The sequence below is a fragment of the Acinetobacter sp. 226-1 genome, assembly GCF_030329325.1.
In the GTDB taxonomy this organism is placed as follows: domain Bacteria; phylum Pseudomonadota; class Gammaproteobacteria; order Pseudomonadales; family Moraxellaceae; genus Acinetobacter; species Acinetobacter sichuanensis.
Genome location: NZ_JACANU010000003.1, coordinates 337,723 through 352,976, shown reverse-complemented (window position 1 = coordinate 352,976; position 15,254 = coordinate 337,723). Strand labels below are relative to the sequence as shown.

Here is a 15,254-nt window from a genome sequence, read left to right as displayed (position 1 = left end):
GGAATGTGTTGATGTGCCCCGTATGCCGTGAAGCACTCAGCTTAACTGAACGCACATGGCGCTGTATAAATAATCATAGCTATGATGTTGCTAAACAAGGCTATGTCAATTTGCATGTGGTTCAGCATAAACACAGCAAAAATCCGGGCGATACACCTGAGTCTGTTCAAGCCCGCCGTGCATTTTTAAGTGGTGGTTTTTATGCACCGCTACAACAAAGTGTCGTCAATAAGATCCGTGCTTTACGTATTGAAAACTTACTCGATATCGGTTGTGGTGAAGGCTATTACACCGATGCGATGCAACAGGAAGTCATGCAATGTGTGGGTGTGGATATTGCCAAAAATGCAGTTCAAGTCGCAGCTAAACTCAATAAAGAAGTGGATTGGGTCGTCGGTACTGGCGCAACTTTACCTGTATTAGATCATTCAATCGACCTATGTACCAGTTTGTTTAGCCCAATTCCACAAGAAGAAATTTTGCGTGTATTAAAACCTGAAGGCTATTTAATGGTGGTCACACCTGCACCAAATCATTTATATGCGATGCGTGAAGCGTTGTTTGATGAAGTGAATGCCCATGATCCGCATAAATTTGTGGAACAGTTACAAGCACATTTCACTTTGGTTGAGCAACCGATTGTAGAATCTACATTTGAGTTGGATCAGACACAATTAAAAAATTTAATTGCAATGACCCCATATGCCTATAAAGCCAAGCCTGAAAAACGCCAAGCGCTTGAGCAGCTTGAAAAGATCAGTCTGACTGCGAGTTTTCAGGTGTATTTATTTCAGAAAAATTGATGTGATTTTTAAAATGTCTTAAAAGCATTGGCTTGGAAATGACAATCATCAGGTGCTTAAGTCGTCATTATTGGTCAAATATTTGATGGATGCTTAAGTACCTAAAAATAATAACAACATACATCACATAAATACATTTCTAATGGTGGCTGTTATTCCCGCCAAGTAGGGCGTAATAATTTATATGAAGATTTGGATAAATCATCTAAAAAGGTATTAGGTTTTGATAAAATCATCGAAAATTATTTTGGATTTTCTATGACCAACCTCCCATGCCCCTGCGGTTCACCTCTATATAGCGAATGCTGTCAGCCTTTACATCTAGGACAGAAAAAAGCCGAAAGTGCCGAACAACTCATGCGTTCACGCTATAGTGCATTTGCAATGCAAGAGACTGATTACATCGTCAAAACCACTGCATTGGGGCAACAACAATCTTTAGATATCAACGCTATTGCAGACTGGAGCAAAGCCAATCTGTGGTTAAAACTGGACGTGGTGCAAGCTAAAGAAAAATTGGGTAAAAACCATGCCCAAGTTGAGTTTAAAGCACATTATGCAGATGCCAATGATCAAGCTCACAAAGAGCAAATTCACCATGAAGTTTCACATTTTGTAAAACATGATGGTGCTTGGTATTTCCTTGATCCAACCACAGATCAGCAGATCACCATGAAACAACCCTGTATTTGTGGTTCAGCTAAAAAATTTAAGCAATGTTGCGCTGAATTTTTATAACTTTTCATGCAATTTACCTTAGAATAGCGCGCATCGATAACCCTCAGTGGAAGAAGGGCAATGTTGCTGTTAGTCATCTATATTATTGCAATCACGGCTGAAGCTATGACAGGTGCACTGTCGGCAGGTCGACGTAGTATGGACTGGTTTGGTGTGGTGCTGATCGCCTGCGTAACCGCTTTGGGTGGGGGTTCAGTGCGAGATGTACTGTTAGGGCATTATCCATTGACATGGGTCAAGCATCCTGAATATTTGGTGCTCACCTGTTGTGCAGCCTTTGTCACGATTCTGATCGCCAAATGGATGAAACATTTACATTCTATTTTCCTGTTATTAGATGCATTGGGATTGATTGGCTTTACCATTATTGGCTGTCAAATCGCTTTAGATATGGGACATGGCTTTGTGGTGTCTGCGGTTGCAGGCGTGTTGACAGGAGTTTCGGGCGGTATTTTGCGTGATATTCTGTGTAATGACGTACCGTTAGTGTTCCGCCGTGAACTCTATGCCTCGATTTCTTTTGTTGCGGTGATCTTCTATTGGTTTTGTATGGATGTCGGTTTGTCATTGGAAGTGACTGTGATTTCGACTTTGGTTTTTGGTTTTTCACTACGCTGTATTGCGATTTATTTTGGTTTGGAAATGCCGAAATTTATCTATAAAGATGATGATGAACAATCTGCCTCTTCCAAAGATGAAACTGTTTAAAAGCTTTCATTTTTAAATAAGTTTTTGAATCAGATGTTTTTGGGTTGAGATTTCCAGACAATGTTTGATTTGTTTTGGAAGTTCCCTCTCTTTTTAAAGGAGAGGGCTAGGGAGAGGTTCTTTTGAATGATTCCCCTCATCCTCTTGCGGAGCATACTCATCACCCTAAAGGGACAAGGAATTCCTTTTTTCAAAATAAATATTGTTCTAAAATGGTCAATGAATAAAAGATTTCCAATGAATACAATTATAAATCCTGTTGTGAAAGCAGTACCTCCAACGTTCACCGACACAGATCATTCATGTAGAGCACTCTTATGGATTTAGTTTCACGCGTACAACGCCTACCGATTGGAAAATTTCACTATACCTTGCTGTGGGTCATCGGGCTTGGTTGGATGTTCGATGCTATGGATACGGGATTGATTTCTTTTATCCTGACCAAAATGGCAGAAGAGTGGCAAATGACACCGTCTGAAAAAGGCTGGGTGGTGTCGATTGGTTTTGTCGGTATGGCGATTGGGGCTGTATTTTCAGGTGGCTTAGCGGATCGGATTGGGCGTCGTACCGTATTTGCGATTACTTTAGTGACCTATAGCATTGCTACGGCATTATGTGCGGTTGCGCCAAACCTGACATGGTTATTGGTGTTTCGCTTTATTGTTGGGCTTGGTTTGGGTGGGCAGTTGCCTGTGGCTGTGACTTTGGTCAGTGAATACATTCCTGCACAGGTGCGTGGTCGTTTCATTGTTTTACTCGAAAGTTTTTGGGGCTTGGGTTGGCTCGTTGCTGCACTGATTTCCTATTTTGTGATTCCTGATTATGGTTGGCACATTGCTTTTTTGATTGGTGGTTTGCCTGCAATTTATGTGTTTATGATTTTGAACAAAGTGCCTGAATCTGTGCCGTATTTGATCAATCGTGGACGAATCGAAGAAGCACATGCTTTAGTACAAAAGCTTGAACGTCAATGTGGCGTTGAAGTGATTGAAACCATTGAAGTAAAACCTGTTGCAGAAAAACAAAACATTTCATTTTCACAACTTTGGTCAAACCCTTTTGCTAAACGCACTCTAATGTTGTGGCTGATTTGGTTTGGTATTGTATTTTCCTACTATGGCATTTTTACATGGCTACCAAGTTTATTGGTTAAACAAGGCTATAGCATCGTTCAATCATTTGAATATGTGTTGGGCATGATTTTGGCACAACTGCCGGGTTATGTGGCTGCTGCTTGGTTGGTGGAAAAGTTAGGACGTAAAGCAACGTTAGCAGGCTTTATCGGCATGTGTGCAGTGTCGGCTTATTTCTTTGGGCAAGCCACTTCAGTCAGTATGATCATGTTATGGGGCTGTCTAATGTCATTCTTTAACTTAGGTGCATGGGGCGTTCTCTATACTTATACACCTGAACAGTACCCAACCAATATTCGTGCTTTCGGTTCGGGTTGGGCATCTGCGATTGGACGTATGGGTGGGATCGTTGCACCTTTAGTCGTTACGCATATGATGGTAGCAACGAATGGTTTTAGCGCTGTCTTTATGATGTTTACCGCCGTGCTTTTAGGTGTGGCTGCGGTGATTTTGGTTTTGGGTGAAGAAACCAAAGGCAAGACTTTGGAAGAGATGGGATTGTAGTTACTGTGAGTATATAGTTTTAGGGGCACTGTTTTGTTGCCCCTTTTTATTATGCCAATTTAACTTATTGTTGTGCTTCAAAAAGTTTAAAACCATCTTCAATCGTGGGAATAATATCAATTATTTCAAAATAAGGATGTGTAATTAACACAGAATCTCGTAATCTTTCGATCACAAAATAATAGTTTTTCAAATTTTCTGTTTGAAACATGGCAACATCAGTACATTTCGCAGAAAAGGCTTCTGCATCAAACATTTTCAGTGAAACGCTTTCGTCTTTAAATATTTTTGAAAATGCGTCATCTGCAATTTGATTGCGTTGTTTCCTTTCTAGTTTTAGCCATTCGGTTGTTGTTTTTAATAAAATGAAAATCGTGAACATGATTACTCCTAACATTATTTGAGTCATGTCATATGAGCTTAAATTCTTTTTTTGTCGCTATTGTGATTTTAATATTATTTGTCAGGTTGACTAAAGAGATCATTGTAGTCAGTAGATAACTGAATGAAATAAAAATAATCAGTTGCTCATTTGCTTAAAAATGGATAATTTTACAACGCTGGAATTATAAGAAGACGCAAATTGTCGCAGAGTTACAAGACTGCCCCTTGTGTCGTCTCAGTATGCGACTTAGCATAAGAACATAGAGTTATAAATTTTTAGAACGCATTTATTTAGGATTAAAGGTTGTTATGACAAGCCTTGCGCATCATGCGACAGAAAACCGTTCCGTAGCAGAATTTACCGAACAAGCTTACCTTAACTATGCCATGTACGTGATTATGGATCGTGCATTGCCACATATCAGTGATGGTCTAAAACCCGTACAGCGTCGTATTGTCTATGCGATGAGTGAATTGGGCTTAAAACCAAGTGGTAAGCCGAAAAAATCGGCACGTACCGTCGGCGATGTATTAGGTAAATACCATCCACATGGTGACTCTGCTTGTTATGAAGCGATGGTGTTGATGGCGCAACCCTTCAGTTATCGCTACCCATTTATTGAAGGTCAGGGCAACTGGGGTTCACCTGATGATCCTAAGTCATTCGCAGCAATGCGTTATACCGAAGCAAAACTGTCATCTTATAGTGATTTATTGCTGTCTGAATTGGGTCAAGGCACGTGTGACTGGCAAGATAACTTTGATGGTTCGATGAAAGAACCTGTCACTTTGCCTGCACGTGTGCCGAATATTTTGTTGAATGGTACGACAGGTATTGCGGTGGGAATGGCAACGGATATTCCACCGCATAATCTGCGTGAAGTGGTTAAAGGCACGATTGCCTTAATTCGTAATCCAAACTTAACCGATGAAAAAGTTGCAGAATACATTCCTGCACCTGATTTACCAACCAAAGCAGAAATTATTACCCCACCTGAAGAATTGTTGAAAATACAAACCACAGGGCGTGGCAGTTACCGTATGCGTGCCATTTATACGGTAGAAAAAAATGAAATTGTAATCACCGAGTTACCTTATCAGGTCTCAGGTTCAAAAGTTATTACCCAGATTGCAGATCAAATGCAGGCGAAGAAATTGCCTTTTGTTAGTGATTTACGTGATGAGTCAGATCATAGAAATCCAACCCGTTTAGTGATTGTATTACGCTCTAATCGAATTGATGCTGAAGCGGTGATGAGTCATCTATTTGCGACGACAGATTTAGAGTCAAGTTATCGTGTCAATATGAACATGATCGGTGCAGATGCTCGTCCGCAAGTCAAATCTATTCGTAAAATTTTATTGGAATGGATTGAAATTCGTAAACAAACGGTCACACGCCGTCTGCAATATCATCTCAACAAAATTGAAAAGCGTTTGCACATCCTTAGCGGTTTGATCATTGCTTTCCTTAATATTGATGAAGTGATTCAAATTATTCGTGAAGAAGATCAGCCTAAACCTGAGTTGATGTCACGTTTTAATATTGATGAAATCCAAGCAGAAGCGATTTTAGAACTCAAGTTACGTCATTTGGCAAAACTTGAAGAAATGGAAATGCGTCGTGAGCAAGAAGAACTTGAAGCGAAAGCAGCGGTGATTCGTGAGCAATTGGCAAATCCAGAATCTTTAAAATCTCTAATCATTTCTGAACTCAAAGACGATGCGAAAAAGTTTGGTGATGATCGCCGTTCTCCAGTGGTACAACGCTCAGATGCCCATGCCATTAGTGAACAAGATTTAATGCCAGCAGAACCTGTAACCGTTATTTTGTCAGAAGCAGGTTGGATTCGTTCAGCTAAAGGGCACGACATCGATGTAGAAAAGTTGAATTTCCGTGCAGGGGATCAGTACTTAAGTTCAGCGCAAGGTAAATCTAATCAAAAAGCCTATATTTTAGATGAAACGGGGCGCAGCTATGCCTTAGCAATTAATAGCTTACCTTCGGCACGTGGTTTTGGTGAACCTTTGAGTTCAAAACTTGCACCTGCTAATGGTGTTGGTTTTATTCAAATTTTAGTTGAGGAAGATGAAAAAGAAATTATTGCTATAAGTTCAAATGGTTATGGTTTTAAAACACAAGCAAAACAATTAGATACCAATGCTAAAGCAGGTAAATCCTTCCTAAATGTTGCTGAAAATGCTCACGCAATGCCGTTGATAGTGATTGAAAATCATACGCATTTAGCTATACTCAGCTCAGCTGGGCGTGTACTTCTTATTGATTTGTCAGAATTGCCAATTTTAAACAAAGGTAAAGGAAATAAGTTGATACAACTTGAAGCTGATGATCAGATTCAAAGTCTACTTACTTTTAATTTAGATGATACAATTCAATTGCTTGCGGGGCAGAAGCAATTAAAAATAAAAGGTGAAGATTTACAGAAGTACATCGGCAAGCGTGCGTCGAAGGGGCAACTCTTACCACGTGGATATCAAAAAGCAAATAGACTGTTCATTCAAAGATAAAACTAGCATCCATTGATCGAAATACGTTATATATGAAAGGTGTTCGTGAAAATGGATGCAATATTAAGCACAACAAGCCAAAAAACTATGCTTAATGTTGAAAAAAACAGCTTAAAACTAAGGATTACTAATTGGAGAATATGGCAATGGAAAAGATTTGGTACGCAGAATATCAAAAAACAGGCATTCCTGAGACTGTAGAATTGCCACAGGAAAATACATCGCTTATTGATATTTTTGAGCGTAATTTCCAAAAATTTGGTTCACGAGATGCATTTATCTTTATGGATAAAGCCTTATCTTTTAGTGAATTAGAACTTGCTAGTCGCAAATTTGCCACATATCTTCAAAGTTTAGGTTTGGCAAAAGGCAGTCGTGTTGCTGTGATGATGCCAAACGTACTACAGTATCCTGTGGTTGCATTAGGTGTGTTCAGAGCTGGCTTGGTTTTAGTGAACGTTAACCCACTTTATACTGCACGTGAGCTTGAGCATCAACTCAATGATGCAGGTGTTGAAGCATTAGTAATCATTGAAAACTTTGCGACTGTTTACCAAGCAATTATTGGTAAAACACCTGTTAAGCATGTCATTGTCGCGTCTGTAGGTGATATGTTAGGAACACTCAAAGGTACATTGGTTAATTTTGTACTGCGTTCTGTTCGTAAACAAATTCCTGCTTGGAATATTCCAGGTCACATTAAATTTAATGCGGCTATGTCAAAAGTGAGTGCAAATAACTACAAGCGCCCAACGATGACATTAAGTGATACAGCCGTTCTACAATATACAGGTGGAACAACAGGTGTATCTAAAGGTGCAGAATTAACACATCGTAATCTTGTAGCGAACTTATTACAAAGTGATGCTATTTTCCAAAGTAAATTTGGTAAAGGTGACGGTGCTAAAGACGATCGTATTTTCTGTGCTTTACCGCTCTATCATATCTTTGCATTCATGGTGTGTGCTCTTTATGGTATGTATAAAGGTCAAGCCAATATTCTAATTCCTAATCCGCGTGATTTGCCTGCGGTCATGAAAGAATTACGCAAATACCAACCGACATTCTTCCCTGCTGTAAATACTTTGTTTAATGCTTTAGTACATAATGAAGAATTTAAGCAACTTGACCATAGCAAACTTAAAATGGCAATGGGTGGTGGTATGGCAGTATTACCATCTACAGCAGAAGCATGGAAAAAAATCACCAATACCATCATTATTGAAGGTTATGGTTTATCTGAGACATCGCCTGTTGCAACAGCAAACCCACCAGCAACTAAAGAATTTAGTGGCACAATTGGTATTCCATTGCCATTAACGGATGTTGCAATTTTAGATGATGATGGCAATCATTTGGCTCAAGGTGAGCAAGGTGAAATTTCGATTCGTGGTCCACAGGTGATGAAGGGTTATTGGAACCGCCCTGACGAAACTGCAAAAGTGATGACTGCTGATGGTTATTTCCGTACAGGTGATATTGGGATCATGAATGAGCGTGGTTACTTTAAAATTGTAGATCGTAAAAAAGATATGATTTTAGTTTCAGGCTTTAACGTTTATCCATCTGAAATTGAAGAAGTAATTGCACAGCATCCAAAAGTATTGGAAGTTGCTGCAATTGGTGTTGCTGATGAAAAATCAGGTGAAGTACCTAAGCTTTTTGTAGTGAAAAAAGATCCATCTTTAACCACTGAAGAAGTTTTAGCATATGCAAAAGAAAACTTAACAGGTTATAAGCGTCCTCGTTATGTGGAGTTTATGGATGAATTACCAAAATCAAACGTAGGTAAAATCTTACGTAAAGATTTGCGTAAATAATCAAAATTTAAGTAAAAAAGCGCCAAAACGGCGCTTTTTTTATTTAGAAAAAGTCTGTTTTAACTTTTTCCCTGACTTTTTAAATACCATTGGTCAATATAAGGACGGCTATAACCCACAATAGCGGTAAAGATGAGCATCGTACCCATTTGTCGACCAATTGCAGAAGGCGGTAGACCTGCATATGTAAAATAAATATCAATTAAACAATAAATAGCAATGATAAATAGCCAGAGATACAGATTCATTCGAGCAATGCCGACCGCATAAAATGCGATGAGCAAAATAATAAATGTACCTAAAGTCGATTGCCAATTAAAATTTGCACAAATAACACAGAGTAAAAATGCGGCAATCGGTAATACAATTTTTAAAACACGATCAATATGTTGGAGCTGTTGCCTCTGTTGCTCTAATACATTCAATAGATCTTGTTGATCTGAAGGTTTCATGTTTTCTCCATTACACAATTTTTGCAAAACTCTATATTTCTTGAAAATTATAACAACATTGCCGTGCTATGATGTCTAACTTAGAAATTTCATGAGAATAAATTCATGTCTGGGATAGATGGCATCATATATCTAATTTTAATTGCCTGCTTATTGCCTTATGTATTTACCATTATTGCCAAAATTGCGGGTGGTTTTCGGATAAGAGATAACCAAGATCCACGTGAATTTTTAGCAAAAACAACAGGCTTGGCTGCGCGGGCAAATGCTGTACAGCAAAATAGTTTTGAAAGCTTACCTTTATTTATTGCTGCGATTTTGATGGCAGAATATATGGTTGTACCGCAGTATTTTACGATGATGATGGGTAGTGCTTATATAGTATTAAGAATGATCTATGCGATTTGCTATTTACTCAATTTAGCAACATTACGTTCAATTATCTGGTTTTTATCAATGGCATGCCCAATTATTTTGTTGATCACGATTATTCGAATGCTCTAATAAAATTTACAATGAGTGGCATATCCAATTTTATGCTGCAAATTGTATAATGGCTCCCTGTTCGCTAAATTAGCGTTATAATCGACCAGATTTTTTATTGGTTTTCACTAAAAAGAGTATCCTATGAGCTATAGCAATATCCCAGCAGGCAAAGATGCACCTAACGACATCTATGTAATTATTGAAATTCCTGCAAATGCATCTCCAATCAAATACGAAGTAGATAAAGATTCTGATGCGTTGTTTGTAGACCGTTTTATGGGTACTGCAATGTTCTACCCTGCAAACTACGGTTATGTACCAAATACTTTATCTGAAGATGGTGACCCATTAGACGTATTGGTTGTAACTCCACATCCTTTAGTACATGGTTCTGTGATTCGTTGCCGCCCAGTTGGTAAATTGAACATGGAAGATGACGGTGGTATCGATGCTAAACTGGTTGCAGTTCCGCATGAAAAATTAACACCGCTTTATAAAGATGTTCAAGAATATACAGATCTTCCACCATTGTTGATCAACCAAATTGAACATTTCTTCCAACACTACAAAGATTTAGAGCCTGGTAAATGGGTTAAATTGACAGGTTGGGAAGGTTCTGAAGTTGCTAAAGCTGAAGTATTGAAGTCAATCGAAGCTGCTAAAAAATAATTTGAATTATTGATGATTCAAATACATTGGGCGATTAAATTAATCGCCCAATTTTTTATGAAAAATTCTAAAATTTAATAAAATGAAGATAAAAAGACTCAATCAGCTTATAAAATTTTCATTTGATAAATTGGTAAAATAAATAAAAATACTGAAAAATTAAGGTGTAAGACCTTCAGGATGACGATACCAACTTTCAATAAATAAAGCCGCAGCAACACTATCGGCAGCCAGTTTTTTTGCACGACCTTGGGTTTGATAGTGTTCTAATTCATCTCGTGCTTCACGTGTGGTCAAACGTTCATCGACCATGAGGGTTTCGATATTGGTTTGATGACGCAAGCGACGTGCAAACTTACGTGCACGTGCAGATAATTCTGATTCAGAATCATCCATATTTAAAGGCAAACCCACTAAAAATAAATTGGGTTGATGTTGTTTCACAATCTTTAAAAGCTCATCCCAATTGGGAATACCATCTTTCATTGCAAATAAACTGAGTGGGGTAGCACTCTCAATCAATGAGGAGCCTACAGCCATCCCCATTTTTTGAGTACCAAAATCAAAAGCAAGGATTAGTTGTGGTTGGGATAAATCAGGCATGTCCAATCTCAGAAGATAACCAAGTACGATCAATTCCTATTTTACGGTATGCGGCATCCCAACGCTCGTCATAGGGTAAATTAAAAATCAAATCCATATCTGAATCACAAATCAGCCAATCACCACGAGAGATTTCATTCTCTAATTGATTTTTCTCCCAACTGGCGTAGCCCAAGGCAATTTGATAACGTCCAACGCCTTCATTATGTGCAATTGCATCCAAAATATCTTTACTTGTGGTGATACAAATATTTTCACCTACCGCAATAGAAGAATGCCAAGTCGGCTGACCTGTATGTAAAACAAAGCCTGCTTCAGGTCGTAAAGGTCCACCTTGTAAAACTTCATGTGGATGAACATGATCTGCTTCAATTTCTAAATCACTAAGTAATTCTTTAATTTGTAAACCTGTTGGACGGTTAATGATCAAGCCTTGTGCGCCATCTTCATCATGTCTAGCCAGATAAATGACTGTATTCGAAAAAAAATGATCAGCCAAGTCAGGTGGCGCAATCAGACAACGATGTTTTAAGTATTGTTTAGTCACTGAAAAAGCCGCTCCTTATTTCTCAATTTTTAAATTAAATTACTTTAAAATACCATAACTTATTTATGTTGTAATAGGTCAATCTTTCATGCTAAAGCAGTATATTTTTACAGTTTTAAGTCAAGAATGGTACATTTTGGTTAAGGTTGCGTTTAAAATATAAACAAATGGCAATGTTTTAAATGTACATGATTTATGCTGTATTTTGCATCTTATCTTAATAAAAAAGAGATATAAGTTTGTTTTTTTAAATCATAATCGTATTTTGGTTTAGCTTTTTTAATGAATAAAATAAGTAAATATTCAGTATTTTTCGTTTATTTATTGAAACAAATCACTTAAATTTGTATGATTCATGTACTAAAATTCTAAAATCTAACTTTATGAAGCGTTTGAATAATAAATTTCTAGTTATTTTATTGGCTGTTTCAGTAAATTCACAAGCAGGAATTTTTGGAAATTATGAGGATGAGGGCTCAGCATTTAGAAGTAGTTTAAATGCAACGCTGCCAACAGCATTTGCAACGAATATTGATAAAAAAATGGATTCAAAAGATGCTATTTTATATCATTTAGAAAAAGCACGTATTTTACAGGTCAATCAACAGTACGAAGAAAGTAGTCAGTTATATAAAAAAGCCTTTGAATTACTCGATAAACAGAACAATCGTGCTACTGTCAGCGCCTCTCGCTTAGGTTTTAAAGCACTTTCAATGTTGAGTAATGATTCTATTGTTCCTTATCATGTACCACCTTATGAGCAGGTACTGGCTCATATTTCTCAGGCAAAAAATTATATTCAATTAAACAATGCCGAAGCTGCAAGTGTAGAAATGCGTGTTGCACAGCGTATTCAGCGTGAAATTGAAATTGAACATGAAAAAGAGCTACAAAAAAAGTCTGAAAAAGAAAAAGCTAAACAAGAAAACCCTCAAGCAGTCAATAATTTAGATGAAGCTTTTGCAGGTTTAGACCCGATCGCAGGGCGTATTAAAAATACCTATCAAAATGCCTATGCGTTTTATATGGCTGCAAATCTGTGGGAAGCTTTAGGTGAATATAATGATGCTTTGGTCGATTATAAAAAAGCCTATGAACTACAAGCAGATAGTAATATTGCAAAAGACGTACAACGTCTAGATCGTATGACCAGTAAAAATAAAGATACTGTGCCTGTGGTTGTTTTTATTGAACAAGGAATTGTGCCGAAAAAAATTGAAAATAAACTGGCGATTCCTGTACCTAATGGCATTGTTAATATTGCTTTTGCGACTTATGAGCCAAGTACATATACCATACCAAAAAGTTTAAATGTACGTTTAGGTGATCGTACAACTCAACAAAGTTTTGTACTCAATGACATTGGCGCATTGGCAGTCAAAGAATTAAAAGAACGCACTGTAGGCAATGTATCTGGTCAAATTGTTCGGGCGACTACAAAATTTGTTGCTCAGCAACAATTAGGACAGCATTTAGGCGCTTTAGGTCAACTTGCAGGTAACTTGATGAATGTCGCAACTGAACGTGCAGATCTAAGAGCATGGTCAACATTGCCAAGTAATACACAAATTGCGCGTTTTGAAGTTAAACCTGGAACACATCATTTACAAATCTCTGGTAATGGTACTGTAAGTGACACGATTCAGGTCAATGCGACAGCGAATCAAACCGTATTTGTTTATGTCAATGATGTCAATAATAAGATTTCAACCAGTGTTAGTGCGATTAACCATTCATTTTAAAAACTGAGAAAATATATGAAAACAGCTTTGAAACTTGTTTTTGCAAGCATGCTCACTGCAACAATGGTAGGGTGTACAGCACCTAATTCGCTTTCGACGCAAACTGCTGCGGATGGTAGTTATAGTGTAAAAACAATCAGTAATAACCCGATATTAAGCACTAAAGTTGGTGTTGATCGTATCAACATGGTTTATGTGGGCGACTTAAAAAAAGTATCACTTGCTATTAAAGATCGTTGGTTTGTCAGTCGATCATTTGAGTACAAAATTGTTTGGGTTGATGCACAAGGCATGGAAATTAATCCAGAAGGGTCACGTTGGAAACCAATTCAACTCACAGGGCGTGAAGTCAAAACAGTGCAATCTGTTGCGCCAAACCCATCTGCTGTCGATATTGTTGTTTATTTAAAAAATGATTAAAAAGGGTAAAAAATTCATGAAAATGAAATTCGTTGTTGCTTCACTTTTTGCAGCTTCTGTTTTAACAGGTTGTGCGAGTACAAATGTTAGTTATGGCGATGCGCAAGCTGTTGAGTCTTTAACAAAAGACTTTGGTTCAACTGATTTGCAAATGATTGCAGATAAGATGGTTGACGATATGTTGACTTTCCCTGTTGTTGTACAATTGACACAAAATCGTCGTCCAGTCATGTTTGTTGAGCGTATTCGTAATAAAACTCAAGAACATATTGATACCGAATCAATCACAGATACAATTCAAAATAAATTAATTAACTCAGGTAAATTCCGTTTTGTTGATATGACTTCTGCAAATGCGATGGCAGAACAATTGGCATATCAAAAAAATAGCGGTTTGGTGAACCAAGCGACTTCTGTGAAAGCGGGTGGTCATATTGGTGCTGAATATATGCTAAATGGCAACTTATCAAGCATCGTAAAAAATGCTGGCAATAAGAGTGATGTGTACTATAAATTCACTTTAAAACTACAAAATGTTCAAACAGGTATTGTGGAATGGACGAGTGAAAAAGAAATTCGTAAATCGTCTAAACGCTCTACTTTTGGTTTGTAATTTACTCAAAGTGCAACTGTAATTGGGCAGTTGCATGAGATCACGAGAATGATGAAAAAAATTATATTTTCTGCATTATTTGCAGCATGCTTGAGTTCTTCGGCATTTGCAGCATTAAAAGAAGTTGTCAAAGAGGCTTCAGGCAGTGGAGCAACACAACATCAAGCTATTTCTGAAGCATTACTTGTGGCTGTACAATCTGTGAATGGTGCAACAGTTTCTCCACGTGCTGATCTTGAAGAAACAGTAAATATGTCGATGAATGGCAATAACTGGAACTATTCAGGCAAAGTTTCACCTGTATTTAGTGCGGACAGCGTAGGTTTTGGTTCTGTTACAAAATTTCAAGTTTTAAGTGTAAGTGGTTCTAAAAATAATTATCGTGCACGTGTCCGTGCGCATGTTGTGCAATATCAATCTACAGTACAAGATCAACATTTAAGACGTATTGCTGTATTGCCTTTTCAGTTTTATGAAAAAAATAATCGCTCCGCACAGGCAGATTCTGCAGGTGAGTTTAGTGAAGAACTTGCAGATGCTTTAGGAAATTATATTGCTCAATCTGGACAGTTAAGTTTATTAGATCGTCATTATATTGATGAAATGCAATATGAAAATGCATTTTTACAATGGGATGGCGCACCGCATGAAATGGCACGTATTGGGCAAAAAGTGGGTGCAGACTATTTATTAGTTGGACGGATCAATGATCTTTCTGCTGCAAACTCACAGCAAATGTATGGTTTAAATCAAGGTTCTGAACAAGTTCGTTTAACATGGCGTGTGATTGAAGCGAATAGTAGTAAAGTTGTGGCTTCAGGAACATTTAACCGCGCATTACCTAAAAACTCAGTACAGAATATTTTAAACAATACTTTAAATGACAGTAGTGCAGAAACATTAGCACAAAATTTAAGTCAGGAAATTTTGGTGGGCTTAAAATTGCAACCCAATACATCTTATGGCAATCAGAGTACAACCTTTACACCAACATATGACATGACACCAGGTTCAAGTGAGCAGCCAATTAAATGGTAGTTTTACTCATTCATCATCTGGCATTCAGCATAAAAAACCAGTGAATTATTCACTGGTTTTTTTGT

The 15,254-nt window shown here is 37.6% G+C and carries 16 protein-coding genes; 12 read left to right on the top strand and 4 right to left on the bottom strand.

Annotated features, from left to right (window positions below; translation table 11 throughout):
* The first annotated feature begins 11 nt into the window (after nt 1-11).
* The 4 genes from HX124_RS07775 (at nt 12) to niaP (ending at nt 3,886) form a co-directional block, all read left to right on the top strand.
* Nucleotides 12-803 carry a putative RNA methyltransferase gene (locus tag HX124_RS07775; RefSeq protein ID WP_286383041.1) on the top strand — a complete coding sequence of 264 codons (792 nt, stop codon included), beginning with the start codon at nt 12-14 and terminating at the stop codon, nt 801-803.
* A gap of 258 nt (nt 804-1,061) precedes the next feature.
* Nucleotides 1,062-1,541 (top strand): YchJ family protein, encoded by a 480-nt coding sequence (locus tag HX124_RS07770; RefSeq protein WP_286383024.1) that lies wholly within the window; start codon nt 1,062-1,064, stop codon nt 1,539-1,541.
* Nucleotides 1,542-1,601: 60 nt separating this feature from the next.
* Nucleotides 1,602-2,249 carry a trimeric intracellular cation channel family protein gene (locus HX124_RS07765; protein ID WP_107007161.1) on the top strand — a complete coding sequence of 216 codons (648 nt, stop codon included), beginning with the start codon at nt 1,602-1,604 and terminating at the stop codon, nt 2,247-2,249.
* Between the two features lie 317 nt (nt 2,250-2,566).
* Nucleotides 2,567-3,886 carry a niacin transporter NiaP gene (gene niaP, locus HX124_RS07760; protein WP_286383025.1) on the top strand — a complete coding sequence of 440 codons (1,320 nt, stop codon included), beginning with the start codon at nt 2,567-2,569 and terminating at the stop codon, nt 3,884-3,886.
* A gap of 64 nt (nt 3,887-3,950) precedes the next feature.
* On the opposite strand, the gene HX124_RS07755 is transcribed toward niaP, so the two are convergent.
* Nucleotides 3,951-4,268 (bottom strand): darcynin family protein, encoded by a 318-nt coding sequence (locus HX124_RS07755; protein WP_286383026.1) that lies wholly within the window; start codon nt 4,266-4,268, stop codon nt 3,951-3,953.
* Nucleotides 4,269-4,579: 311 nt separating this feature from the next.
* Between HX124_RS07755 and parC the strand changes: the two genes are divergently transcribed.
* Nucleotides 4,580-6,799, top strand: coding sequence for a DNA topoisomerase IV subunit A (gene parC, locus HX124_RS07750; protein ID WP_286383027.1), 2,220 nt, complete (start codon nt 4,580-4,582; stop codon nt 6,797-6,799).
* 146 nt (nt 6,800-6,945) lie between these two features.
* Complete coding sequence (locus tag HX124_RS07745; RefSeq protein WP_107007157.1) at nt 6,946-8,619, top strand: AMP-binding protein; 1,674 nt, start codon at nt 6,946-6,948, stop codon at nt 8,617-8,619.
* Between the two features lie 59 nt (nt 8,620-8,678).
* Here the strand turns inward: HX124_RS07745 and HX124_RS07740 are convergent, their stop codons facing one another.
* Entirely contained in the window at nt 8,679-9,071 is a 393-nt protein-coding gene (locus HX124_RS07740) for a hypothetical protein (RefSeq protein WP_286383028.1), read from the bottom strand.
* Nucleotides 9,072-9,176: 105 nt separating this feature from the next.
* Here HX124_RS07740 and HX124_RS07735 point away from each other — a divergent pair, with 105 nt between their 5' ends.
* Together HX124_RS07735 and ppa are read left to right on the top strand one after the other, a co-directional pair.
* Nucleotides 9,177-9,575, top strand: a complete 399-nt coding sequence (locus HX124_RS07735) for an MAPEG family protein (RefSeq protein ID WP_286383029.1) — start codon at nt 9,177-9,179, stop codon at nt 9,573-9,575.
* Nucleotides 9,576-9,698: 123 nt separating this feature from the next.
* A complete protein-coding gene (gene ppa, locus HX124_RS07730; protein WP_065993797.1) occupies nt 9,699-10,226 on the top strand; it encodes an inorganic diphosphatase in 528 nt (175 codons plus the stop codon).
* A 159-nt stretch (nt 10,227-10,385) separates the two neighbouring features.
* On the opposite strand, the gene ruvX is transcribed toward ppa, so the two are convergent.
* Both ruvX and HX124_RS07720 read right to left on the bottom strand, forming a co-directional pair.
* Nucleotides 10,386-10,829 carry a Holliday junction resolvase RuvX gene (ruvX, locus tag HX124_RS07725; protein WP_107007154.1) on the bottom strand — a complete coding sequence of 148 codons (444 nt, stop codon included), beginning with the start codon at nt 10,827-10,829 and terminating at the stop codon, nt 10,386-10,388.
* On the bottom strand, nt 10,822-11,376 hold the full coding sequence (locus HX124_RS07720) for a YqgE/AlgH family protein (RefSeq protein ID WP_107007153.1): 555 nt from the start codon (nt 11,374-11,376) through the stop codon (nt 10,822-10,824). Before HX124_RS07720 ends, ruvX begins: the two co-directional genes overlap by 8 nt.
* Nucleotides 11,377-11,759: 383 nt before the next feature.
* Here HX124_RS07720 and HX124_RS07715 point away from each other — a divergent pair, with 383 nt between their 5' ends.
* From HX124_RS07715 to HX124_RS07700, 4 genes are read left to right on the top strand one after another with little or no spacing between them, the layout of a single operon-like run.
* Complete coding sequence (locus HX124_RS07715) at nt 11,760-13,118, top strand: COG3014 family protein (RefSeq protein ID WP_286376085.1); 1,359 nt, start codon at nt 11,760-11,762, stop codon at nt 13,116-13,118.
* Nucleotides 13,119-13,133: 15 nt separating this feature from the next.
* Nucleotides 13,134-13,538, top strand: coding sequence for a DUF1425 domain-containing protein (locus HX124_RS07710; RefSeq protein ID WP_286376084.1), 405 nt, complete (start codon nt 13,134-13,136; stop codon nt 13,536-13,538).
* 16 nt (nt 13,539-13,554) lie between these two features.
* Entirely contained in the window at nt 13,555-14,151 is a 597-nt protein-coding gene (lpoB, locus tag HX124_RS07705; RefSeq protein ID WP_286383030.1) for a penicillin-binding protein activator LpoB, read from the top strand.
* Nucleotides 14,152-14,202: 51 nt separating this feature from the next.
* The gene (locus HX124_RS07700; protein ID WP_286383042.1) at nt 14,203-15,189 is read left to right on the top strand and encodes an LpoB-related protein; all 987 of its coding nucleotides are present in this window, start codon (nt 14,203-14,205) and stop codon (nt 15,187-15,189) included.
* The last annotated feature ends 65 nt before the right edge of the window (nt 15,190-15,254 follow it).

What these genes read in the sequence shown, in the direction of transcription:
- HX124_RS07775 (WP_286383041.1), top strand. Translation starts at nt 12, where the DNA reads ATGTGCCCCGTATGCCGTGAAGCACTCAGCTTAACTGAACGCACATGG.
- HX124_RS07770 (WP_286383024.1), top strand. Translation starts at nt 1,062, where the DNA reads ATGACCAACCTCCCATGCCCCTGCGGTTCACCTCTATATAGCGAATGC.
- HX124_RS07765 (WP_107007161.1), top strand. Translation starts at nt 1,602, where the DNA reads ATGTTGCTGTTAGTCATCTATATTATTGCAATCACGGCTGAAGCTATG.
- niaP (WP_286383025.1), top strand. Translation starts at nt 2,567, where the DNA reads ATGGATTTAGTTTCACGCGTACAACGCCTACCGATTGGAAAATTTCAC.
- HX124_RS07755 (WP_286383026.1), bottom strand. Translation starts at nt 4,268, where the DNA reads ATGTTCACGATTTTCATTTTATTAAAAACAACAACCGAATGGCTAAAA.
- parC (WP_286383027.1), top strand. Translation starts at nt 4,580, where the DNA reads ATGACAAGCCTTGCGCATCATGCGACAGAAAACCGTTCCGTAGCAGAA.
- HX124_RS07745 (WP_107007157.1), top strand. Translation starts at nt 6,946, where the DNA reads ATGGAAAAGATTTGGTACGCAGAATATCAAAAAACAGGCATTCCTGAG.
- HX124_RS07740 (WP_286383028.1), bottom strand. Translation starts at nt 9,071, where the DNA reads ATGAAACCTTCAGATCAACAAGATCTATTGAATGTATTAGAGCAACAG.
- HX124_RS07735 (WP_286383029.1), top strand. Translation starts at nt 9,177, where the DNA reads ATGTCTGGGATAGATGGCATCATATATCTAATTTTAATTGCCTGCTTA.
- ppa (WP_065993797.1), top strand. Translation starts at nt 9,699, where the DNA reads ATGAGCTATAGCAATATCCCAGCAGGCAAAGATGCACCTAACGACATC.
- ruvX (WP_107007154.1), bottom strand. Translation starts at nt 10,829, where the DNA reads ATGCCTGATTTATCCCAACCACAACTAATCCTTGCTTTTGATTTTGGT.
- HX124_RS07715 (WP_286376085.1), top strand. Translation starts at nt 11,760, where the DNA reads ATGAAGCGTTTGAATAATAAATTTCTAGTTATTTTATTGGCTGTTTCA.
- HX124_RS07710 (WP_286376084.1), top strand. Translation starts at nt 13,134, where the DNA reads ATGAAAACAGCTTTGAAACTTGTTTTTGCAAGCATGCTCACTGCAACA.
- lpoB (WP_286383030.1), top strand. Translation starts at nt 13,555, where the DNA reads ATGAAAATGAAATTCGTTGTTGCTTCACTTTTTGCAGCTTCTGTTTTA.
- HX124_RS07700 (WP_286383042.1), top strand. Translation starts at nt 14,203, where the DNA reads ATGAAAAAAATTATATTTTCTGCATTATTTGCAGCATGCTTGAGTTCT.